Genomic DNA, 21,590 nt, shown 5'->3' on the forward strand with positions numbered 1-21,590 from the left:
GATCACTAAATAATGCTGTATATATAGACAGTATTTGATCATCTGAGCGACACTACCCTTCTCGTGAATTGCTCGGGTCGCCGTCATGTCTTGTCAGATCGCTTCCGTAACGATGCTCTCGCCACCTTCCGTCACCGCCGCGGTGATCTGGGCATGCTTGTGTCGGTCGTGGTTGACGATGTTGCCGTGGCCCGGGCGTACGTGGCGGGAATGACCATGAGTGCACTGACATCGCTGCTCGATAGTCGCCGCGTCTGGCGTGCCCAGGAAGCCCGAGAGGAGACACAAGCGCATCAGCGCGAGCGAACGCTCGCCACCGGCCATGTGTCGCTGAATGCCGTGTTGCCCGGCGGCGGTTGGCCACGGGGTTCGGTCAGCGAGTTGCTCTCCACAGGGGCCGGCAGCGGCGAGCTAGCCCTGCTCTGGCCACTACTGGCACGGCTGACACAGGCTGATAAGCCGGTGTTGCTGGTTTCGCCGCCGGCGGTGCCGTATCCCACTGCCTGGCGTCAGGCTGGTGTGCGGCTTTCCCGCTGCCACTGGCTCGACGTCGCCGGGTGTGATGCGCTGTGGGCGACCGAGCAGAGTCTGCGCGCTGGCTGCTGCGCGGCGGTTGTCGCCTGGTTACCGCTGGCCGATAGCCGCGCCATGCGCCGGCTGCAAGTGGCAGCGTCGAGCGGCGATACGCCAGGGTTTGTCCTGCGCGGTGCCAGCCGGCAGCAGGAAGCATCGCCCGCGGCGCTGCGACTGCGGCTGCATGGCCGCGCCGGGCTGGAGGTGATCAAGTGCCGCGGCGGCTGGCCTCCGGCCGGCCGTATCGCCTTCGGCGATGAGCGATGACGCCGTGCGCTGGGTCTGCCTGCTGTTGCCGCGTCTGTCGCTGGAAGGGGCGCTGCGTCGTCGCGTCGACCCCGAGGCGCCGTTCGCGCTGACCGAGGGCGCGGCGCCGCGCCGGATCATTCGGGCGGCCAATGCGACGGCGCGTGCCGCCGGTGTCCGACCGGGGCAGGCGCTGAGCCTGGCCGAGTCACTCTGCCAGGGGCTCGATCCACGACTCGAGACCATGCCGCTCGATGACGATCTCACGCGACGCTGGCGCCGTCGGCTGGCGGCCTGGGCCTATGGCTACAGTGGGCAGGTGAGCCTGCACTATCCGCATGCTCTGGTATTCGAAGTCGCCAGCAGTTTCGCGCTCTTCGGCCCCTGGCCGCGTCTGGAAACCCAACTGCGCCAGGATCTCGCGGCGCTCGGCTTTTCCCATCGCCTGGTGATTGCCCCCAATCCCGCGGCGGCCCGAGTGCTCGTCAACGTGCACGACGGGCTGGCCGTGGACGACGAGACGCTGACGACGGCGCTGGGGGAGCTGCCGCTGACGCATGCCGGTCTGGAACGTGACAGTTTGCGCACCCTCGAACGCAGCGGTTTTCGCCATCTCGGTGAACTCTTCGCGCTGCCGCGCAGTGCGCTGGCACGACGCTTCGGCAAGCCGTTGATGCGCCACCTGGGCGAGCTGCGCGGCGAGTGGGCGCTGGCGCTCGAATACCATCGTCCCGCCTCGCGTTTCTCGCGTACCTTCACGTTCGATCGTCCCGTGCAGGCCGTCGCTGGGCTCGCCTTTCCGCTCAAGCGCCTACTGCAGGAGCTTGGCTTCTATCTACGCGGGCGGGATGTCGGCGTCGAACGCTTCCAGCTGAAACTGACACTGGAAGACCGGCCGGCGCAGACACTCGATATCGGCCTGCAGTCGGTCGCGCGCGATGCCGAGACGCTGCTCGAACTCACACGGGCGCATCTCGAACGCGTCCGGCTGGCGGGACCGGTCATGGCCGTGACGCTGAAGACTGCGACGCTGGCCGCCTATGCGCCAGCGCGGCGGGAACTGCTATCGGGGCCGCTGCGCCAGTCGCAAGCGTGGCATGAACTGCAGCAGCGACTCATGGCACGACTAGGCGAGGAAACGCTCAAGTCGCTGGTGGAATATCAAGAGCATCGCCCGGAGGCGGCGGTGCTTGCCGGCCGCGGTGCGCTGGTGGCTGACACCGACACCGTCGAGTCACGCCGACGCCCCGGCTGGCTGGTCGCGCGGCCCGAGCGCTGCGACGCGGAGATCATCCGTCTGCTGAGTGGCCCGGAGCGCATCGAGAGCGGCTGGTGGGACGGCGACGACGTGCGCCGCGACTACTATCTCGCCGAGTGGCACGACGGGCGTCGAGCCTGGGTCTGGCAGCAAGCGGGCCAAGCGGGCTGGTATCTCCACGGGTGGTTCGGGTGAGCCTGCCGCGCACGTCCGGCAGGGAGGCGGCCAACGACGCGCCCTGCGAATCGCCCGACAACGCTCATTGGACAGGCGAGAACGCCGCAGCCGTGCCGGCGTACGCCGAGCTGCACTGCCTGTCGGCGTTCAGTTTCCAGCGCGGTGCTTCCACGGCGGAGGAACTCTTCGCCCGCGCGGCCCGGCTCGGTTACCGGGCGCTGGCGATCACCGACGAGGCGACCCTGGCCGGCATCGTGCGCGCCTGGCAGGCAGCCCGCGAGCATGACGTTGCGCTGATCGTCGGTGCCGAGTTCACCACCGACAGCGGCCTCAAGCTGGTGCTGCTGGTGGAAAATCGCCAGGGGTATACTCGGCTCAGCGGTTTGATCACTCGGGTTCGCGGCCGCGCACCCAAGGGGGAATATCGCCTGCTCGAATCGGATCTGGCCGAACTCGACGGCGGCGACGGGCTCTTTGCGCTGTGGGTGCCCGGTGGGGCACCGGACCGCGAGGGCGGCCGGCGTCTGCGTGGCTATTTTCCCCTCCGGCTGTGGCTGGCGCTAGAGCTGCATTACGATGGCGCCGGCGGCCTCGATGATGAGGCGCGTCGCGATCAGGCGGGTTCGCTCGCCAGCGAACTCGGTCTACCCATTCTGGCAGCGGGCGATATCCACATGCATGCCCGCGGTCGCCGTGCACTGCAGGATTGTCTCACTGCCATTCGCCATCACCGTCCGGTATTCGAGGCCGGCGATCGCCTATTCGCCAACGGCGAGCGTCATCTGCGCACGCGTGCCGCACTGACGGCACTCTACCCCGCTTCGCTGATGGCGGAGAGCGTGGCGCTGGCGGCACGCTGCCGATTCGATCTCGGCGAACTCGAATACACCTATCCCCACGAGGTGGTGCCCGCGGGCAAGACGGCCGCGGCGTGGCTGCGCGAGCTGACCGAGGCGGGCTGTCACCGGCGCTGGCCCGACGGCATGCCGGCCGACAAGGCCGAGTCGATACGGGCTCAGCTCGAGCATGAGCTGACACTGATCGAAGAACTCGGCTACGAGCACTATTTCCTGACCGTGCACGATATCGTCGATTTCGCCCGGGGGCAGGGCATTCTCTGCCAGGGGCGCGGTTCGGCGGCCAATTCGGCGGTCTGCTTCGCGCTCGGCATCACCTCGATCGATCCTTCGCAAAGCGCCCTGCTGTTCGAGCGCTTCATCTCCAAGGAGCGCGACGAACCGCCGGATATCGACGTCGACTTCGAGCACGAGCGCCGCGAGGAGGTGATCCAGTACGTGTTTCGTCGCTATGGCCGTCACCGTGCCGCGCTGACGGCGGTAGTCAGCCATTACCACGCCGCCGGCGCCATTCGGGACATCGGCCGTGCGCTCGGCTTTTCACCGGCGTCTATCGATGCCCTGGCCCGCTGTGCCGGACGCTGGAGCGACGAGATTCCCGGGGCGGAACGCCTGCGCGAGCAGGGCTTCGAACCGGAGGCGCCGCCACTCAAGCGCCTGCTGGTGCTGGCAGGTACGCTGATCGGCTTTCCCCGCCATCTGTCGCAGCATCCCGGTGGCTTCGTCATTTCCGATGCGCCGCTCGAGTCGCTGGTGCCGGTGGAGAATGCCGCCATGCCCGAACGTACGGTGATCCAGTGGGACAAGGACGATCTCGACCTGGTCGGGCTGTTGAAGGTCGATGTGCTCGCGCTGGGGATGCTGAGCGTGCTGAGACGCAGTTTCCAACTGCTCGAGCGACATCGCGGCCGAGACTGGGGGCTAGCCGATATTCCACCGGAAGACGCCGCGACCTACGCCATGATTCAGCGCGCCGACACCGTGGGCGTGTTCCAGATCGAGTCGCGGGCGCAGATGGCGATGCTGCCGCGACTGAAGCCGGCCACGTTCTACGATCTGGTGATCGAGGTGGCGATCGTGCGACCGGGGCCGATCCAGGGCGATATGGTGCACCCCTATCTCAAGCGCCGACATGGCCAGGAGGCGATTACCTACCCCTCCGAAGCAGTTAGATCGGTGTTCGAGCGGACCCTCGGCGTACCGCTGTTCCAGGAGCAGGTCATGGCGCTGGCGATCGCGGCGGCGGGTTACACCCCCGGTGAGGCGGACCAGCTGCGCCGCTCGATGGCGGCCTGGAAGCGTCACGGCGGGCTCGAGCACCACCGGTGTCGAATCGTCGAGGGGATGCGCGAACGGGGGTATACGCGGGAGTTCGCCGAGCGGATCTTCGAGCAGATCAAGGGGTTCGGCAGCTACGGTTTTCCGGAATCCCACGCGGCAAGCTTTGCGCTGCTGACCTACGCCAGCTGTTGGATCAAGTGCCACGAGCAGGCGATCTTCGCCTGCGCGCTGATCAACAGCTGGCCGATGGGGTTCTACTCGCCGGACCAGATCCTGCAGGATGCCCGCCGCCACGGTGTCGAGGTCCGCCCCGTGGATATCCGGACCAGCGAGTGGGAGAGCACGCTGGAGCCCGCGTCCGCGAGCCGTGGCGAACTGGCGATTCGCTTGGGGCTGCACATGATCAAGGGGTTGTCGCCGCACGACGCCGAACGGCTGCTGGCGGCGCGCGAAGCGCCCGACTGCGATAGCGTCGAACGCCTTGCCGCCCGCGCCGATGTGCCACGGTCGGTGCTGGAGACCTTGGCCGATGCCGGCGCGCTGGAACGGCTCTCCGGCGATCGCCATCGGGCGCGCTGGGCCGTTGCCGGGCTCGAGCGGACATTGCCGCTGTTCGACGGTCTCGACGCTGCGGCTCTCGAGGCGAGGAGTCGCGCGATTCCGGGCCGCCCCGTCGCGACAGCGAGCGACACGAACGAGAGCGGCAACGCAGACAACAGCCACACAGACAACGGCAAGGAAGACAGCGACAGGGAAGATCATGACAAGGAAGCGCCGATCGAATTGCCGCCGGTCTCTCCTGCCGAGGCGCTCAGCGCGGACTACGACACGCTCGGCACGACCCTGGGCCCGCATCCCATGACGCTGCTGCGCGAGGCGAATCGGACGGGACGCGCACGGGGCCTGGGCGGCGTGGTGGACTCGCGTCGCCTGGCGACGCTCGGCGGCGAGATTGGCGTATCGGTCGCCGGGCTGGTGATCGGGCGTCAGCGCCCCGGCTCCGCCAAGGGGGTGGTCTTCGTCACGCTGGAGGATGAGTTCGGATTGGTCAACGTCGTGGTCTGGCCGCAGCTGGCCGAGCGCTACCGGCGCGTGCTGCTCGGCTCCCGGCTGCTGCGGGTGAGTGGCCGGCTCGAGCACCACGAGGGCGTGCGCCATGTCATCGCCCGGCGGCTGGTCGATCTGTCGTCGCACCTGGATGGACTCGCCGTTCGCAGCCGGGATTTTCACTGATGTCGCGCGCCGGTGGCGGGGCTGGCAATACGCCCGGCGGGTGTGCTTAGGTAAGGAACCATTCGTCCACGTCGCGAGTCTCTGTATGACGTGGCATCCGATAGCGATGCGTATCGCCCGACCGACGGCCTTTCGCCGGGCCACGCCAGTGCGGCCGGCGCGATGCGGATCGACAATGCGTACAACCACTCGAGAGGCGGCTGATTGATGGAGAGTCTTGGCGTAGGACCCTGGATCGCGATCGTGGTGGCGGTGGGAGCCGTCGGCATTCTGATCGGTTATTGGCTGGGTGCCCGGCTGGGTGGCCACAACACCGAACCGATGCGCGAGCTGCACCGAGAACACAAGGCGTACAAGGACGACGTGCGTGAGCACTTCGAGCAGGTTTCCGCCACCATGACGCGCATGGTCGAGGACTACCGCGACATGTATCAACATGTCGCCAAGGGGGCCGAAAAACTGGCCGACATGCACCACGAAACCGTGATCGAGCCGCCGCCCAAGCCGGAGGCGATCACCCAAGAGCCTGCCGACCACGCCGACACGCCGCCGGCGCGAGGCAAGCCCGGCACCGACAAGGCCGAGCCCAACGCGGCCAAGACGGGAGCCGGCACGGCCGATGCCGAGCGCGACAGACACGGTGACGCCGGCAAGGCGGGCGAGCGTGACGATACTGCGTCGGCCACATCGAAGCGCGAGACCGATACCGGGTCGGCGTCGCAGCGTGCGACGACGTCAGGACAGGGCGCTACGACGTCAAGGCAGGGTGCGTCGAAGTCGTCCGTTGCCGGTACCCAGGCCACGACCGGCAAGGGTGATGCGCTCGATGATCAGAAGCAGGCCGCGGGCGCGCAGACGCCTTCCGACACGGCGCGCCCGCAGGATGCGGCGATCCGTGCCGCCGCCGAGGACGCTGCAACGTCGCGCAAACCCTGACCAACGCTGACGAGCCATGCCGGGTGGGGCCACCCGGCTGTGTTAAGCTGGTGCGTCACCCCTTTCAGCAGCAGGCCCCGCACGGTTCCCCATGGATGAAGTCTCGGCGCTAATCGACTCCCTCAATGCCAATCAGCGCGAAGCGGTCGCCGCGCCGCCCGGTAACATGCTGGTGCTGGCCGGCGCCGGCTCGGGCAAGACGCGCGTGCTGGTACACCGCATCGCCTGGCTGATGCAGGCCGAGGCGGTCTCGCCTTACGCGATCCTGGCGGTGACTTTCACCAACAAGGCGGCACGCGAGATGCGCACGCGTCTCGAAGCGCTGCAGGGCGTGTCGCTGCGTAGCCTGTGGGTCGGTACCTTCCACTCCATCGCCCATCGCCTGCTGCGTACCCACTGGCACGATGCGCGTCTGCCGCAGCATTTCCAGATCATCGACAGCGACGATCAGCTGCGCCTGGTCAAGCGTCTGCTGCGCGATCATAACGTCGACGAGGAACGCTGGCCGCCCAAGCAGGTGCAGTACTTCATCGGCGGCTGCAAGGAAGAGGGATTGCGGCCGCAGCAGGTACCGACGCACGGCGACGCCTACATGGCGAAGATGGTCGAACTCTACGAGCTCTATCAGCTGACCTGCGAACGTGGCGGACTGGTCGATTTTGGCGAGCTGCTGCTGCGCAGCCTCGAGCTGCTGCGCGATACACCGGCGCTGCTCAACCACTACCGTGAGCGTTTCGGACATATTCTCGTCGACGAGTTCCAGGATACCAACACGCTGCAGTACGCCTGGCTCAAACTGCTCGCCGGCGGGGCTGACGACCATCACAGCGCGACGATGACCGTGGTCGGTGACGACGATCAGTCGATCTACGGCTGGCGCGGGGCCAAGGTCGAGAACATCCGCCGTTTCGAGGAGGAGTTCAAGGACACCCGCACTGTCCGTCTGGAGCAGAACTATCGTTCCACCAGCGTCATTCTGGATGCCGCCAACGCGCTGATCAGCCAGAACAGCGGGCGGATGGGCAAGGAGCTGTGGACCGAGGGCGAGGCCGGCGACAAGATTTCGGTCTACGCCGGCTTCAACGATCTCGACGAGGCGCGTTTCATCGTCGATACCATCGGCGAGCAGAGCCGGGCCGGGCACGCGCGTCGCGAAATCGCGATTCTCTACCGCTCCAACGCCCAGTCGCGGGTGATCGAGGAGGCGCTGATTCGCAGCGGCGTGCCCTACCGTATCTACGGCGGGCAGCGCTTCTACGAGCGCCTCGAGATCAAGAATGCTCTGGCTTATCTGCGCCTGCTGCTCAATCGCGAGGACGATGCCTCGCTCGAGCGCGTGATCAACGTGCCGGCGCGGGGTATCGGGACGCGCACGGTCGAGATCCTGCGCCACCGCGCTCGCGACACCAATGTCTCGCTGTGGCAGGCGCTGCACGACAGTCTCGGCGACGGTACGCTCAAGGGCCGCGCGGGCAATGCCGTCAACGCCTTCGCTGAACTGATCGAGCGGCTCGACAACGATACCGCCGGCATGGCGCTGCACGAGATCATCGATCACGCGATCCAGATTTCTGGCCTGGTCGAGCATCATCGCAGCGAGAAGGGGGAAAAGGGTCAGGCGCGTGTCGAGAACCTCGAGGAGCTGGTCAACGCGGCGCGGGCCTTCTCGCAGAGCGAGGGCAATCCGGTCGATCTGCAGGAGGCCGGCGAGGGGGCGGCGGCGCTGGAGCCGTTCCTGGCCGAAGCGGCGCTCAACGCCGGCGATCACGAGGCCGACGAGTTCGAGGACTGTGTGCAGATGATGACGCTGCACTCGGCCAAGGGGCTCGAGTTTCCGGTGGTGTTCGTCGCCGGCATCGAGGAAGGGCTGTTCCCGCACAAGATGTCGCTGGAGGAGCCGGGGCGTCTCGAAGAGGAGCGGCGCCTCTGCTACGTCGGCATGACGCGTGCCATGCGCAAGCTCTATCTCACCTACGCCGAGATCCGCCGTCTCCACGGCCGCGAGACGCTGGCGCGACCGTCGCGCTTCCTGCGCGAAGTCCCGGAAGAATTGCTCGAGGAAGTCCGCCTGCGCGGTCAGGTCTCGCGGCCGGTCACATCCCGACCCAACGTTGGCGCGGCGCGCCAGCAGAACGTCGAAGGCGGCGATGACCTGCCGTCGCTCTCGCTGGGCCAGCGGGTCAGCCATCCGCTGTTCGGCGAGGGGGTGATTCTCGACGCCGAGGGCGAGGGCGCCCGAGCCCGGGTCCATGTGAGCTTCGAGGGTGAGGGCGACAAGTGGCTGGTGCTGGGCTTCGCCAAGCTAACGCCACTCTAGGACCGATACGCCGCGGCCGTCACAGGATTGCAATAAACTCGTGGCATGATGCGGCGATAGGTGGTGCTACGCCTGTCAGGGACTGGGCCGGTCAGGCGGTCGCCTGTCGCGTCAGCCCCGTGCCCAGAGAACCAGCCGCCGGAGTCACGCATGGATATCACCAGCGACACCCACAGCCAGCATATTTCGCAGCAGTACAACCAGGATCTGGAAACCCTCAAGACCCAGTTGATGGCGATGGGCGGGCTGGTCGAGAAACAGTTGCAGGAGGCGCTCACCGCGCTACTCGACGGCGACAGCAAGATGGCCGCCCGGGTGCGCGACAACGACAGCAGCGTCAACGAGATGCAGCTCAAGATCGACGAGGAGTGCGTGCGCATCCTGGCCCGGCGCCAGCCGGCCGCTTCCGACTTGCGTCTGGTCATCGCGGTGATCCGCGCCACCAACGATCTCGAGCGCATGGGCGACGAAGCCAACAAGATCGCGCGCACGGCGATCGACCTGATCGACGCGGGGCGCATTCCCCAGGGCAGCGTCGAGATCCGCCATATCAGCGAGCACGTGCGTCACATGCTGCGCGATGCGCTGACGGCCTTTGCCCGCTTCGACACCGACATGGCGCTCAAGGTGGTTCAGGAAGACGCCTCGGTGGATAGCGAATACACCACGGCGATGCGCTCGCTGGCGACCTTCATGATGGAGGATTCGCGCTCGATCGGTGGCGTGCTGAGCGTGATGACGGTGCTGCGCGCGCTGGAGCGCATCGGCGATCATGCCGACAACCTGGCCGAGCACGTCATCTATCTGGTCAAGGGGCGCGACATCCGGCATACCTCGCTCGACGAGCTGGACCAGGAGTCGCTGCGCCAGAGCGGCAAGCGCTGAGCCTGCCTATTGGCGTCGTCGCCGGCCGGACTGTGATAGCCTCGCAGCGCATAGTCTGACTGGCGGATTCCGCATGATCTATTCCCTACAGGCGATCGGTCGCGGCACGCGGCTGGTCCTCGAGCCCGGGCTCAGACGCTTCGTCATCGGCCCGGTCATCGTCAATCTGCTGCTTTACGGCGGCGCGATCTTCTATCTAGTCGAGCACTTCGGCGGTTGGCTGGACTACGGCATGCGCCAGGTCCCGGGCTGGCTCAACTGGCTCGAGTGGCTGATCTGGCCGCTGCTGGTCATCGCGCTGATCCTGATTGTCTTCTTCACCTTCACGCTGGTCTCCAACCTGATCGCTGCCCCCTTCTACGGCTTTCTTGCCGAGAAGGTCGAGACCCAGGTGACCGGCCGCCCGCCGAGCGACGAGCGCGGCTTCGTCAAGGCCGGCATCGATGCGCTGGGGCGCGAGCTGGTCAAGCTCGTTTATCTGCTGCCACGCATGGCGCTGCTGTTTCTGCTCGGCTTCGTGCCGGGGGTGAATCTGTTCACGCCCTTTCTGTGGGCACTGTTCTCCGCCTGGATGATGGCGATTCAGTATCTCGATTATCCGATGGACAACAATCAGGTCGGCTTCAGCGACATGCGTCGGCGGCTACGCGCGCGCTGTTGGCCGACGCTGACCTATGGCGCCTGCATGTCGCTGGCCACCTGGGTGCCGCTGCTCAACCTGGTTCTGCTGCCGGGCGGCGTCGCCGGTGGCGTGATGCTGTGGGATCGCTACTATCGCAGCCTGCCCGTGACCCGGGCCTAAGACACGCCGGCGTGGCAACCTGGCCCCAGCGGCAGCGAAAAAAATGCCGCGCGGGGTTGAAAGCGCTGCGACAACACGCCATGTATCCCCCTAGCCGTGCTGAGAACGGTCTCGCCGATGTGATCTTCGGCATTCTGAAATCTCAGCGATATCAAGGTGATAGACAACTTGAACGACGTCATCGCAGAGTCGGGACCGCTTGACACCGATGCGCGCCGCTCTCTATTTTGATTCACCCGTGAGGCGCCCACACTCGGGCAAGGCCTCCCCCCACAAAAGGGAGTTTTGATCATGGCTCATAGCTTACCGTCGCTTCCGTACGCCTACGACGCGCTGGAACCCAAAATCGATGCAATGACGATGGAGATTCATCACTCGCGTCACCATCAGACTTACGTCAACAACCTCAACGCCGCGCTGGAAGGCACCGGCCTCGAGGACGTCCCGGTCGACAAGCTGATGGCCGATATCGACAAGGTCCCGCAGGACAAGCGTCAGGCTGTCATCAACAACGGCGGCGGTCATGCCAACCACTCGCTGTTCTGGACCGTCATGTCGCATGATGGTGGCGGCGAGCCGACCGGCAAGGTCGGCGAAGCGATTGCCTCCGAACTGGGTGGCTACGAAAGCTTCAAGGACGCCTTCTCGAAAGCCGCTACCGGCCGCTTCGGCAGCGGTTGGGCCTGGCTGGTCGTGACCCCGGAGAAGAAGCTCAAGGTGATCAACACCCTGAACCAGGATAGCCCGCTGATGGAAGGCAACACGCCGATCCTCGGTCTGGATGTCTGGGAGCACGCCTACTACCTGAAGTACCAGAACAAGCGTCCGGACTACATCGCGGCCTTCTTCGACGTCATCAACTGGGATGAAGTCAACCGCCGCTACGCCGAAGCCACTGCCTAATCGCCGGCAGCCCGCTTCGACATGCCCCCGCCACGGCCTCGCCGTGGCGGGGGCATCTTGCATTTGGTGCCGTCATCCGACAGGCTGGGCACCTGGCGCTTCCTGCCATCCCGCTGATTCCGATTCCACCTCGCTAAACGGCTCGATATCGATGACTGCACTCCGCTGTGACGCTACGCTGACGCTTACCGATGTAAACGATTTTCAATCGCGGCTGACAGCGTTTCTGGATGAGTACGATGTCGCCTACTCCCGGGACGCCAGCGGCGTAGCGATCGAGCTGCCAGGCGGGCAAGCGCGTTTCCGGGCGATTCGCGTCGGACTGCACATGGAGGCCCACGCCGAGTCGCGTGATGGCCTGGAGACTCTGCGCGGCATCATCGAGCACTACGTGGGGCTGTTTGCCGGCGACAACGCGCTGCCGCTGCACTGGCACGGCGATGTGATGGCCGCGCCGACCTTCGCCAACTTCCGCGAGATGACCGTCGTGCGAGTAGAGGATATCTCTCCAAGCATGCGCCGGCTGACGCTGGCAGGTGAAGATCTGGCCCGTTTCGACCATCCGGAGGAGTGGCACGTGCGTCTGCATTTGCCGCCCGAGGGCATCGAGCGGCCGCAGTGGCCACGGCCGACGGCGGAAGGCGGGACCCAGTGGCCGCCGGCAGCGCAGCGTGCCGAGATTCGCTACTACACCATCCGTCGTCTCGACGTCGCTCGCGGCGAAGTGGAGATCGACTTCCTGCTGCACGAGGCGCCCGGCCCCGGCGGCGACTTTGCGCGTCGCGCCCGGCTAGGCGATCTATGCGGTATGGCTGGCCCCTATGGCCGTGGCGTGGCGGATGCCAGGCACTACCTGCTGGCGGGCGACGAGACCGCGCTGCCGGCGATCTCGCGCCTGCTGGAGACGCTGCCGGCGAGCGCTCGGGTCGATGCCTGGCTGGAAGTGGACTCGGCGGCCGATGAGCTGGCCCTGCCGGTTCCGACGCACGGCCGGGTGCAATGGTGCCACCGGGGCGACGCCCATGAGCCGAGCGAGCAGCTGGCCGAGGCGGTGGTCGCCTCGATGCCGGCGGCGCGCGAGGATCTGTTCGTCTGGTTTGCCGGCGAGGCCGACGTCAGTCAGCGCCTGCGCAAGTGCCTCAAGCGTGAGTTCGGCCTCGAAAAGGGGCAGCATCTGGTCACGGGCTACTGGAAGCGGGAGCGCGCCTGAGCGACCTGCTTGCCATAGGCCGGCAAGCGCTGTCTCTGTCGGTTCTTGCGGCGTACACGCAGCCATTGCTAGGGCGCGCGCTCGAGTACCAGCAGCGGGTCGATGCGCGTGTCGAACCAGTTCATGCCCCAGTGCAGGTGGGGGCCGGTCGCGCGACCGGTCGCTCCCACCGCGCCGATGACCTGGCCCTGTTCGATGCTATCGCCCACCGCCACGTCGATCCGCGATAGATGCAGGAAGTTGGAGCTGATGCCGTGGCCGTGGTCGAGCAGCACGGTGCCGCCCGTCAGGTAGAGATCGTCGGCAAAGGTGATGACGCCACTTGCGGGCGCCCTGACCGGCGTACCCGTGGCGGCGGCAATATCCATGCCCGAGTGCGCCGAGCCCGGTGTGCCGTTGTAGATCCGTTGATTGCCGAAACGGCCGCTGATCCGCCCCTCTACCGGCCACTGAAAGTGCTGGGTAAAGCCGACTCGCGCGTCGTTGCGTGTCCGTTCGGCGCTCACCGCGGCCTGCTCGCGCTGGATGCGCGATGCGATCTCCGGCGGGGGCGCGACCGTCTTCGGCGGCACGCCGTCGATGCGCTCGATCGGCCAGTCGCGAGGCGTGATCGCTACCGACGCGTGGCGAGAGATGCCATCCGGCGTGATGATCTCCACGGCCTGTGTGCCGCTGGCGTCGCGACCGATGCCGAAGACCACGGTGCCATAGTCGGTCACGTGCAGATCGTGACCGGCAACGCGGACCTCGCTGGTGGGTGGCACGCGGCCGATGACCATCGAGCCCTGCGGGACGCTTTCGGGGAACGTAATGGGTATGTGCGCGTCGGCGAAGACGTATGCCGCGCTGGCGACAAGCGCGAGGCCCAGCGTGATGGCGCCGAGACGACGGCGCCACGCCGTGGAATGGGATCGAAGCAGAGAGAGGATGGCCAAGAGCGGACTCCGTATCGCGGTTTTACTACCTTAACCCGCCATGCAATACGGAGAAATGCCCGCGATCGGCCGGATCGCGGGCAAAGGGCGCCTTAGAACGACTCCCAGTCGTCGTTGTCGCTGGTGGCGTAATTGGCGCTGGAGCTCGAGGCAGCGGAGCTCTGCGACGGCGCCGGGCGGCTGGGCGCAGCCGCCAGCTGAGGCGTTTCCCGCGGCGTCGCACGCTTATAGCCGGACATCGAACTGCCATAACCCAGATCGGCGACCTTGAAGCCCTCCAGTGCGCGCTCGAGCGTCGCCACCTGCTCGTTGAGCGTGGCGGCGGCGGCCGTGGCCTGCTGTACCAGAGAAGCGTTTTGCTGCGTGACCTGGTCCATCTGGACCACGGCATCATTGACCTGACCGATACCGTTGGACTGCTCACCCGACGCCACGGAGATCTCTTCGATCAGATCGGTCATGCGCGTGACCGCCTCGACGGCCTTGCGGATGGTCTCGCCGGCCTGGGCGACGATCTCCGAGCCGGAGTCGATCTTGCGGTTGGAGGCGTCGATCAGCTCGCGAATCTCGCGCGAGGCATCCGCGCTGCGACTGGCCAGCGTGCGCACCTCGTTGGCGACGACCGCGAAGCCGCGACCCTGCTCGCCCGCGCGTGCCGCCTCGACGGAGGCATTGAGCGCCAGGATATTGGTCTGGAAGGCGATGGAGTCGATGACGCCGACGATCTCGGTGACCTGGCGCGAGCTGTCGGTGATGCCCTGCATGGTGGTGACCACCTGGTCCATCATCTTGCCGCCTTCAGCGGCCGTGCTGCGGGCTTCGCCGGCCAGGCCGCTGGCCTGACGCGCGTTGTCGGCGTTCTGGCGGACGGTCTGGGTCAGCTCTTCCATGCTGGAAGCCGTTTCACCGATCGAGGCCGCCTGCTGTTCGGTGCGCGCGGCGAGATCCTCGTTGCCGCTGTGGATCTGGCCCACGCCAACGGTAATGGTGCTGGATGCCTGGCGGATGTTGCCCATCGACTCGGCCAGGTGCTGGCGCATGCTCTCGAGTGCGCTCAACAGGCTGCGCTGGTCGTTCGCCTTGACGTTGAGCGAGGTGGTCAGATCGCCCGAGGCGATGTTCTGGACCACGTCACGCGCCTCGCGCGGATCGCCACCCAGGTCCGCCAGCACGTTGCGGATGATCCAGGCCATGACAGCCGTGATGATCAGGCCGATCGCCAGCACGACCAGGCACATCTTGAGCACGCTGCTCCAGAACTGCTGCTGAATGTCGGTGATGTAGACGTTGGCGGCGAGATACCAGTCCCACGCCGGTACATAGCGCACATAGTTGATCCGCGAGACGTTCTCGCCGGCATCGTTGGTGGAATCGTACTTCAGCGTCCCGTCGCCCGGCGAGTCGGCCAGTGCCTTGAGTTCGCGATAGAAGTACATGCCGTTGTCGTCACGGAAACCGCTCATGTCGGAGCCGATTTCGCGCTTGGGATGGTAGACGAGGTGAATGTCGCTATCGAAGGCGTAGACGTAGCTGCCGTCGAGATCCAGCGCCGAAAGGTTCTGGCGCGCGAAGTCCTTTGCTTCCTCGACGGAATACTCACCCGCCTCGGCGTTCTCGACATAGCGTTCAACCAGGGTCTGCGCGCTCGCCACGAAGCTCTTGAGGCTATTGATTCGCTCGGTCATCAGGGTGTCGCGCTTCTCCAGCGCCATCCAGCCGACCATCACCAGCATGCCGAGCCACATCAGCCCGACCGTCATCCAGAGTTTTTGCCGCATCGTCATGAGTAAGGGCATCCTTATGTCGCGAGCGCGCGACTCATTTAGAGGATTAGTTGGAACATTACTCACTATCGGCCGGCACTCGGGAAGGTTGAGGCCGAAAGACGGCGCCAGCGATTGGCACGTTGTCGATTACCGCGTTGTCGATTGCCGCGTTGATGATTGTCACGTGTGGGCGGGATATCAGCGCGCGGCGTCGGACAGGCGGGTGGCCGGGAAGGCGCAGCGGAAACGGGCGCCGGTACCGGGCCGGCTGGCGATGTCGAGCTCGGCATCATGGCGCAGCAGCACGTGCTTGACGATCGCCAGCCCCAGGCCGGTGCCACCGGTCGCGGTGCTGCGACCCTTGTCGACGCGATAGAAGCGTTCGGTGAGCCGCGGGATATGCACCGGATCGATGCCGTCGCCGTCGTCCTCGACCTCGACGGCCGCGCCGTCGTGCCACGGTTTCCAGCGCAGGGTGACGGTGCTGCCTTCGGGGGTATAGCGCACCGCATTGAAGACCAGGTTGGAGACGGCACTGCGGATCTCCTTGGTGTTGGCCAGCAGGTGGTGCGTCTCGGGGGTTTCCAGCACGAAGTGATGCCGGCCGGCGCTCAGGCCGCGGGCATCTTCGACAATGCTGGCGAGCAGGCTGGCCATATCGACCGTGTCGCGATCGTCGTCGGGGCTATCGATCTCCAGTCGCGACAGCAGCAGCAGATCCTCGACCAGGTTCTGCATGCGCGTGGTCTGTGCCTGCATCTGGATGAAGCCACGCTGCCAGCGCTCGGGTAGCTCGCCGGCATGCTCCGAATAGGTTTCCAGATAGCCGGCGAGCACCGTCAGGGGCGTGCGCAGCTCGTGGGAAACATTGGCGACGAAGTCGCGGCGCATCATCTCCAGCTGGTGTAGCCGCGTGACGTCGCGGGCCATCAGCAGACGCTCGTTGTCGCCGAACAGGGTGAGATGAAACTGCAGGGTACGGTTGGCGTGAACCGGTGACGGCAGGAGCAGCGGCTCGCGATAGTCGCAGGTCTCGAAGTACGCGATAAAGCGCGGGTCGCGCAACAGGTTGGTGATCGGCTGGCCGCGGTCATGCTGGGGCTGCAGGCCAAGCATGTCGCTGGCGGCGCTGTTCCACCAGTCGAGATCGCCGTTGTGATCGAGCATCACCACGCTGTCGCGCATCGCCTCGCAGGAGTCCTGAATGCGACGGAGGATATCGCGCAGGCGCTGCTGCAGCTGGCTCTGGGCCTTCTGGTAGGTGTAGAGACGATCGAACAGGTCGCCCCAGACGCCGGTGCCGGGCGGCGGCGCCTCGCGCGGGTTGCGCAGCAGCCAGATATAGAGCAGCCGCACGTGGCGCAGGTGCAGGAACACGTAGAGGCCGAGCCCGGCGGCGACGCCCCAGCCGAGACCGGCGAACAGACTGCCGAAAAGCTCGCCCAGCAGGAGGCCCAGCGCTCCGAGCCCGAACAGCATGTAGCCGAGGCGCCACAGTTCGTTGATCCAGTAGCGCACGCCGTGAGTTACTCCTTCATCGAGAAACGGTAGCCGGTACCCCGTACGGTCTGGATCAGGTGCTGATGCGCCTCACCCAGCGACTTGCGCAGCCGGCGGATATGCACGTCGACGGTGCGTTCCTCCACGTACACATTGCCGCCCCAGACCTGATCGAGCAACTGGCTGCGCGAGTAGGCGCGCTCCTGATGAGTCATGAAGAACTGCAGCAGCCGGTATTCGGTGGGGCCGATCTCCAGCGCACGCCCGTGGGAGGTGACCCGGTGGCTGGAGGGGTCGAGCTTGAGCCCGCCCACTTCGACGGCCTCCTCGATTCCCGGCGGCGTGGCTCGGCGCAGGACCGCCTTGAGCCGGGCGACCAGTTCGCGCGGCGAGAACGGCTTGGTGATGTAATCGTCGGCGCCGGCTTCCAGCCCCTGCACCTTGTTGTCCTCCTCACCCTTGGCGGTGAGCAGAATGATCGGCATCTCGGCGGTCGCTTCCTCACGCTTCAGGCGTCGCGCCAGCTCGATGCCGCTGACGCCCGGCATCATCCAGTCGAGCAGCATCAGGTCCGGCTTGCGATCCAGGGCGATAGCGTGGGCGGTTTGGGCGTTGTCCGCCTCCAGCACCTGATAGTCCGCCATCTCCAGGGCGACCGCGATCATCTCGCGGATAGCGGGTTCATCGTCGACGATGAGTACGGTCTTTGCGCTCATGACAGGCCTCGAGTGAGCCGCCGACCGATCTCCCGTGGACATGGGGCGACCGGTCAGCCGTGACAGAACGGTGACGATTACAGCGTGAAAATATGACAGCGATGTGACAGCTCGGCCAGTCGGCGCGATCGCCAGCGGGACTCGGTCAGGCGGGGACGCCAGGCCACAGGGTCAGCGCCAGCCCGGCGAAGACCAGCAGGCCGGACCAGAAGTTGTTGAGAAAGGCCTGGAAGCAGGGCTGACGCGCCCGATGGCGGATCAGCCATTGCTGATAGACGAAGGTCGCCGCCATCGCCGCGAGGCCGAGCCAGAAGAAGCCGCCCAGCGCGAGTCGCGTGCCGACCCAGGCCAGCAGCAGCAGCGTCGCCAGCTGCAGCAGGCCGATGATCAGTTTGTCGGCGCGACCGAACAGGCGCGCGGTGGATTTGACGCCGATCTTGATGTCGTCGTCGCGGTCGACCATGGCGTACTGGGTGTCGTAGGCCACGGTCCAGGCCACGTTGGCGATCAGCAGCAGCCAGGCTTCGAGCGGCACGCTGCGCTCGACGGCCATGAAGGCCATCGGGATGCTCCACGAGAAGGCCATCCCCAGTACCACCTGCGGCAAGTGGGTATAGCGCTTCATGAAGGGGTAGACCGCGGCCAGCGCGACGCCGACGAAGGAGAGCAGGACGGTCGGCAGGTTGGTGAAACAGACCAGCACGAAAGCCAGTGCCACCAGCGTCGCGAACAGCGCCTTGGCCTCCCCCTCGCGGATCCGGCCGGTGGCCAGCGGCCGTTCGCGGGTGCGCTTGACGTGGCCGTCGACGTGGCGGTCGGCGTAGTCGTTGACCACGCAGCCGGCGGCGCGCATCAGGTAGACCCCGGCCACAAAGATCAACAGCGTCGGCCGATCCGGCAGCCCGTCGGCGGCGAGCCACAGCGCCCATAGCGTGGGCCACATCAACAGCCAGGTGCCGATCGGCTTGTCGAGCCGCGTCAGGCGCAGGAAATCGGGCAGGCGAGCAAGGCCGCGGGGGCGAGCGGGAGCGTCGGCGCTGGGCATAGGGGTCTCCGAAACGACAGCCGCAAGCACCTTACCCTAGATGCCCGCCATCTTCGAGACTGGGGCAGCGAGTCGCCTCAGCGGGGGGGCAGGCCGAGATCCGCGGCCATGGCCGCGTCGAAACGCTCCTGTACCAGGAGCTGCAGGCCGGTATGACGGAAGCGTGACCGCCGCAGCCAGACGCCCGTCGTCGATGGGCGAAGCGCCTCGATCGGGTCGCGCTCGAGATCGGACTGGGCGAACAACCAGCTGCCCAGGGAGCGCTCGCCCAGCGCGCGTAGCACGCGCCGGCAGGCGGGCGTTAGCGGTGCCACCGAGCGCGCACTGACCCAGGTGCGCGAGCCGCTCATCAGCGCCACCTCGCGGACCCAGGCGACCCGGGCGGGAGATTCACCGAGCGCCAGCGCTTCGTCGGCCAGCGGCCGCTCTATCGCCTGGTGCACCAGACAGACCCGGAAGGGTGCGGGGGAGGCCGCGATCAGTCGTGCCGTCAGCGAATCGGTCGAGGCGATCCACTGCCACCAGGCCGGGCTCATCGCCGGGCGCAGCGCGGCGACCGGGACCCAGCGGCGAGGCAGGGCGGCGGCGGGCAGCAGCGGGCAACGCAGGGCTGGGAACACACACGACTCCGGAACGAACGGCGGCACACGCTGACGCGCGCGGATTCTCGAGCGAGGCTCGAGGCGAGGTGCGGCGACCTCGAGCAACGGCGGCGTAGTGTACCATGGGCCTCTCTCCCGTAGCCCTGCGAGGATGGCATGAGCGTTGCCAACGAGCCCCCCACCGCGCCAGCGCCGCTGACGATCATCGGCACCGGCATGGCCGGTCTCGGCGTGGCGCGCGGTGTGAGGAACCGCGATGCTGCGCGCCCGATCACGCTGATCAGTGCCGACAGCGGTGACGAGTACAGCAAGCCGCTGCTGTCGAGCGCGCTGGCCAAGCGGCAGGCGCCCGAAGCGCTGGCGATGCGCGATGCGGTCGGCGTGGCCGAGGCGCTGGATGCCCAGCTGCGTATCCATACGCCGGTGACGGCGATCGATACCGCGTCGCGCTGTCTGCAGCTTGGCGCCGAGCGGCTGCCCTACGGCCAACTGGTCATCGCCACCGGCGCGGCGCCTTGGCAGCCGTTCGCCGTGCCGCCGGCGCTCGCTTCGCGGGTCTTCCAGATCAACGATCTCGACGACTACCGGCGCTTTCGTACCGCGCTCGACGGCCATGGCGGTCCGGCGCGGGTGGCGATCGTGGGGGCCGGTCTGGTGGGCTGCGAGTACGCCAGCGACCTGCAGGCGAGTGGCCACCGGGTCGCCCTGGTCGCGCCCGAAGCCACACCGCTGCCGCGTCTGCTGCCGCCACCGCTGGGGCGGGCTTTGGGCACGGCCTTTGCCGAAGCGGGCATCGATCTGCATCTCGGCCGTCGGCTCGACGCCATCCAGGACGAGGCGGAGACGGTGGTGCTGACGCTGGATGACGGCGCGGTGCTCGCCGCCGACCTGGTTCTGGTGGCTACCGGGCTGCGCCCGCGCACGGCGCTGGCGGCCGCCGCTGGGCTTGCGGTCTCCGAGGCGGGTATCCAGGTCGATCGCTATCTCGCGACCGGGGCGGCCGATGTCTTTGCGCTGGGCGATGTCGCTTGCGTCGACGGTCTCAGTGCCATGTACGTGCAGCCGCTGCAGGCCAGCGCCCGGGCGTTGGCGGCCACGCTGACCGGGACACCGACGCCGGTGAGCTACGGCGCCTGGCCGATCATGGTCAAGACGCCGCTGTTGCCGGTGGCCGCCCTGCCGCCGCGCGAGGCACCGGCACGCTGGCGTATCGAAGGCGAAGCCGGCGATCTCGTCGCGCTGGCCGAGGACACGAACGGCCAGTTGCTGGGGTTTGCGCTCACTGGACGCTGTGTTCGGCGGAAAGTCGAACTGGCGCGAGCGGCGCCGCCGTTGCTAGGCTAGCGACGGTAGTCACGGGTGCGTCAGCCACGATTCGTCACTTGCACTGGACAAACCGCGCCTCGAGCTGCCTATTATGCGCTCGGAGGGTATGAGTCCCTCATCGAGAACAACAACGCGTAACAACTGCGAGGCGTGCCAGGTGACGCCATTGCTAAACCAGGAGGGCTTTATGCGTAAGCCAGAACTCGCTGCGGCGATTGCCGAGCGTGCGGATCTTTCGAAGGACAAGGCCAGCCAGGTGCTTAACGTCATTCTCGACGAAATCACCGGCACGGTTTCCAAGGGTAGCGATGTCACCCTGATCGGCTTCGGTTCGTTCACGGTTCGCGAGCGTGCCGCGCGCACCGGTAAGAATCCGCAGACCGGCAAGCCGCTGAACATTCCCGCCAGCAAGACCGTGGCCTTCAAGCCCGGCAAGGCGCTCAAGGACGCGGTCAGCAAGTAGTCCCGGTTTTATCGTCCTGGCAACCGCCCGTCGCCGGACGGGCGGCCTGTACGCCGATTCGCCGACCGTTGGCGAATCGGCTTCCTGCTTGCCGGTACCACCGGCGCTGATTGATCGCTGCGAGGTAGCATGAAGCTCAAGTTGATGCTGTGGTGGCTCGGCGTGATGCTCAAGCGCGCGCGTGCGCGCAAGTCGGCGTTCCGCGAGACATTGACCCGCCTGCAACGCTTCGATTGGGGCGTGGCGACGGAGGACCTCGCGATCGCACGCCATTACCGTATGCGCCCCGAGGCGATCGACAGTGCGCCGGGGTTGCCGGTGGATCTGGCGCTGGAACTGCGCTTTCGCGATGCCGACAGCGCGACCCGGTTTCTGCGCAAGCCCTCTCAGCGTGCTTTTCGCGAAGGACTGTTCGACGGTCGTCTGCGCCTGGTGGGCGATTCACGCGACCTGGAGCGACTGCAGAGTCTGCTCAAGCATCTCTGAACCACGAGCCACGAGCCACGAGCCACGAGCCACGCGTTCTTAGGCGTCTAATGCGGCCCGCCTCCGCGTCAAC

At 66.5% G+C, this 21,590-nt stretch carries 18 protein-coding genes; 12 read left to right on the plus strand and 6 right to left on the minus strand.

All coding sequences use genetic code 11. The annotated features are described in order from the left end of the window. Positions 1-216: 216 nt before the first annotated feature. The 9 genes from imuA (at position 217) to MC381_RS01060 (ending at position 12,678) form a co-directional block, all read left to right on the plus strand. On the plus strand, positions 217-840 hold the full coding sequence (gene imuA, locus MC381_RS01020) for a translesion DNA synthesis-associated protein ImuA (protein WP_251975859.1): 624 nt from the start codon (positions 217-219) through the stop codon (positions 838-840). Next, complete coding sequence (locus MC381_RS01025) at positions 830-2,272, plus strand: Y-family DNA polymerase (RefSeq protein ID WP_251975860.1); 1,443 nt, start codon at positions 830-832, stop codon at positions 2,270-2,272. Before imuA ends, MC381_RS01025 begins: the two co-directional genes overlap by 11 nt. After that, a complete protein-coding gene (locus MC381_RS01030) occupies positions 2,269-5,625 on the plus strand; it encodes an error-prone DNA polymerase (RefSeq protein ID WP_319022824.1) in 3,357 nt (1,118 codons plus the stop codon). Before MC381_RS01025 ends, MC381_RS01030 begins: the two co-directional genes overlap by 4 nt. A 207-nt stretch (positions 5,626-5,832) precedes the next feature. Further along, the gene (locus MC381_RS01035) at positions 5,833-6,561 is read left to right on the plus strand and encodes a Z-ring associated ZapG family protein (protein ID WP_251975861.1); all 729 of its coding nucleotides are present in this window, start codon (positions 5,833-5,835) and stop codon (positions 6,559-6,561) included. 91 nt (positions 6,562-6,652) lie between these two features. Beyond that, positions 6,653-8,878 (plus strand): DNA helicase II, encoded by a 2,226-nt coding sequence (gene uvrD / locus MC381_RS01040; RefSeq protein ID WP_251975862.1) that lies wholly within the window; start codon positions 6,653-6,655, stop codon positions 8,876-8,878. 150 nt (positions 8,879-9,028) lie between these two features. Further along, on the plus strand, positions 9,029-9,763 hold the full coding sequence (gene phoU, locus MC381_RS01045) for a phosphate signaling complex protein PhoU (RefSeq protein WP_251975863.1): 735 nt from the start codon (positions 9,029-9,031) through the stop codon (positions 9,761-9,763). Between the two features lie 73 nt (positions 9,764-9,836). Continuing rightward, positions 9,837-10,565: a sulfate transporter CysZ gene (gene cysZ / locus MC381_RS01050; RefSeq protein WP_251975864.1), complete on the plus strand. Its 729-nt coding sequence runs from the start codon at positions 9,837-9,839 to the stop codon at positions 10,563-10,565. Positions 10,566-10,856: 291 nt separating this feature from the next. Beyond that, on the plus strand, positions 10,857-11,468 hold the full coding sequence (locus MC381_RS01055) for a superoxide dismutase (RefSeq protein WP_251975865.1): 612 nt from the start codon (positions 10,857-10,859) through the stop codon (positions 11,466-11,468). A 151-nt stretch (positions 11,469-11,619) separates the two neighbouring features. Continuing rightward, positions 11,620-12,678 (plus strand): siderophore-interacting protein, encoded by a 1,059-nt coding sequence (locus MC381_RS01060; protein ID WP_251975866.1) that lies wholly within the window; start codon positions 11,620-11,622, stop codon positions 12,676-12,678. Positions 12,679-12,746: 68 nt separating this feature from the next. Here MC381_RS01060 and MC381_RS01065 read toward each other — a convergent pair whose 3' ends face one another. From MC381_RS01065 to MC381_RS01090, 6 genes are all read right to left on the minus strand, one after another. Then, entirely contained in the window at positions 12,747-13,613 is an 867-nt protein-coding gene (locus MC381_RS01065; protein ID WP_251975867.1) for a M23 family metallopeptidase, read from the minus strand. A gap of 92 nt (positions 13,614-13,705) precedes the next feature. Then, entirely contained in the window at positions 13,706-15,397 is a 1,692-nt protein-coding gene (locus tag MC381_RS01070; RefSeq protein WP_251975868.1) for a methyl-accepting chemotaxis protein, read from the minus strand. 180 nt (positions 15,398-15,577) lie between these two features. Continuing rightward, positions 15,578-16,897: a phosphate regulon sensor histidine kinase PhoR gene (gene phoR / locus MC381_RS01075; RefSeq protein WP_251975869.1), complete on the minus strand. Its 1,320-nt coding sequence runs from the start codon at positions 16,895-16,897 to the stop codon at positions 15,578-15,580. 8 nt (positions 16,898-16,905) lie between these two features. Next, a complete protein-coding gene (gene phoB / locus MC381_RS01080; protein WP_251975870.1) occupies positions 16,906-17,595 on the minus strand; it encodes a phosphate regulon transcriptional regulator PhoB in 690 nt (229 codons plus the stop codon). A 145-nt stretch (positions 17,596-17,740) separates the two neighbouring features. Beyond that, positions 17,741-18,640, minus strand: coding sequence for a 4-hydroxybenzoate octaprenyltransferase (ubiA, locus tag MC381_RS01085; protein ID WP_251975871.1), 900 nt, complete (start codon positions 18,638-18,640; stop codon positions 17,741-17,743). A 77-nt stretch (positions 18,641-18,717) separates the two neighbouring features. Next, complete coding sequence (locus MC381_RS01090; protein ID WP_251975872.1) at positions 18,718-19,260, minus strand: chorismate--pyruvate lyase family protein; 543 nt, start codon at positions 19,258-19,260, stop codon at positions 18,718-18,720. 138 nt (positions 19,261-19,398) lie between these two features. Here MC381_RS01090 and MC381_RS01095 point away from each other — a divergent pair, with 138 nt between their 5' ends. The 3 genes from MC381_RS01095 to MC381_RS01105 all read left to right on the plus strand — a co-directional run bounded on the left by MC381_RS01095 (position 19,399) and on the right by MC381_RS01105 (position 21,517). Then, the gene (locus MC381_RS01095) at positions 19,399-20,586 is read left to right on the plus strand and encodes an NAD(P)/FAD-dependent oxidoreductase (protein WP_251975873.1); all 1,188 of its coding nucleotides are present in this window, start codon (positions 19,399-19,401) and stop codon (positions 20,584-20,586) included. 148 nt (positions 20,587-20,734) lie between these two features. Continuing rightward, positions 20,735-21,031 (plus strand): HU family DNA-binding protein, encoded by a 297-nt coding sequence (locus tag MC381_RS01100; protein WP_374708153.1) that lies wholly within the window; start codon positions 20,735-20,737, stop codon positions 21,029-21,031. A gap of 129 nt (positions 21,032-21,160) precedes the next feature. Beyond that, positions 21,161-21,517: a hypothetical protein gene (locus MC381_RS01105; protein ID WP_251975874.1), complete on the plus strand. Its 357-nt coding sequence runs from the start codon at positions 21,161-21,163 to the stop codon at positions 21,515-21,517. Positions 21,518-21,590 lie beyond the last annotated feature (73 nt).

It is taken from the genome of Salinicola avicenniae, assembly GCF_023736115.1.
GTDB classification, from domain to species: Bacteria; Pseudomonadota; Gammaproteobacteria; order Pseudomonadales; family Halomonadaceae; genus Salinicola; species Salinicola avicenniae.

Excerpts from the sequence above, each read along its gene's own strand:
- ubiA (WP_251975871.1), bottom strand. The coding sequence starts at position 18,640 with ATGCCCAGCGCCGACGCTCCCGCTCGCCCCCGCGGCCTTGCTCGCCTG.
- uvrD (WP_251975862.1), top strand. The coding sequence starts at position 6,653 with ATGGATGAAGTCTCGGCGCTAATCGACTCCCTCAATGCCAATCAGCGC.
- MC381_RS01070 (WP_251975868.1), bottom strand. The coding sequence starts at position 15,397 with ATGACGATGCGGCAAAAACTCTGGATGACGGTCGGGCTGATGTGGCTC.
- MC381_RS01095 (WP_251975873.1), top strand. The coding sequence starts at position 19,399 with ATGAGCGTTGCCAACGAGCCCCCCACCGCGCCAGCGCCGCTGACGATC.
- MC381_RS01025 (WP_251975860.1), top strand. The coding sequence starts at position 830 with ATGAGCGATGACGCCGTGCGCTGGGTCTGCCTGCTGTTGCCGCGTCTG.
- cysZ (WP_251975864.1), top strand. The coding sequence starts at position 9,837 with ATGATCTATTCCCTACAGGCGATCGGTCGCGGCACGCGGCTGGTCCTC.
- MC381_RS01055 (WP_251975865.1), top strand. The coding sequence starts at position 10,857 with ATGGCTCATAGCTTACCGTCGCTTCCGTACGCCTACGACGCGCTGGAA.
- imuA (WP_251975859.1), top strand. The coding sequence starts at position 217 with ATGAGTGCACTGACATCGCTGCTCGATAGTCGCCGCGTCTGGCGTGCC.
- phoB (WP_251975870.1), bottom strand. The coding sequence starts at position 17,595 with ATGAGCGCAAAGACCGTACTCATCGTCGACGATGAACCCGCTATCCGC.
- MC381_RS01060 (WP_251975866.1), top strand. The coding sequence starts at position 11,620 with ATGACTGCACTCCGCTGTGACGCTACGCTGACGCTTACCGATGTAAAC.
- MC381_RS01035 (WP_251975861.1), top strand. The coding sequence starts at position 5,833 with ATGGAGAGTCTTGGCGTAGGACCCTGGATCGCGATCGTGGTGGCGGTG.
- phoU (WP_251975863.1), top strand. The coding sequence starts at position 9,029 with ATGGATATCACCAGCGACACCCACAGCCAGCATATTTCGCAGCAGTAC.
- MC381_RS01105 (WP_251975874.1), top strand. The coding sequence starts at position 21,161 with ATGAAGCTCAAGTTGATGCTGTGGTGGCTCGGCGTGATGCTCAAGCGC.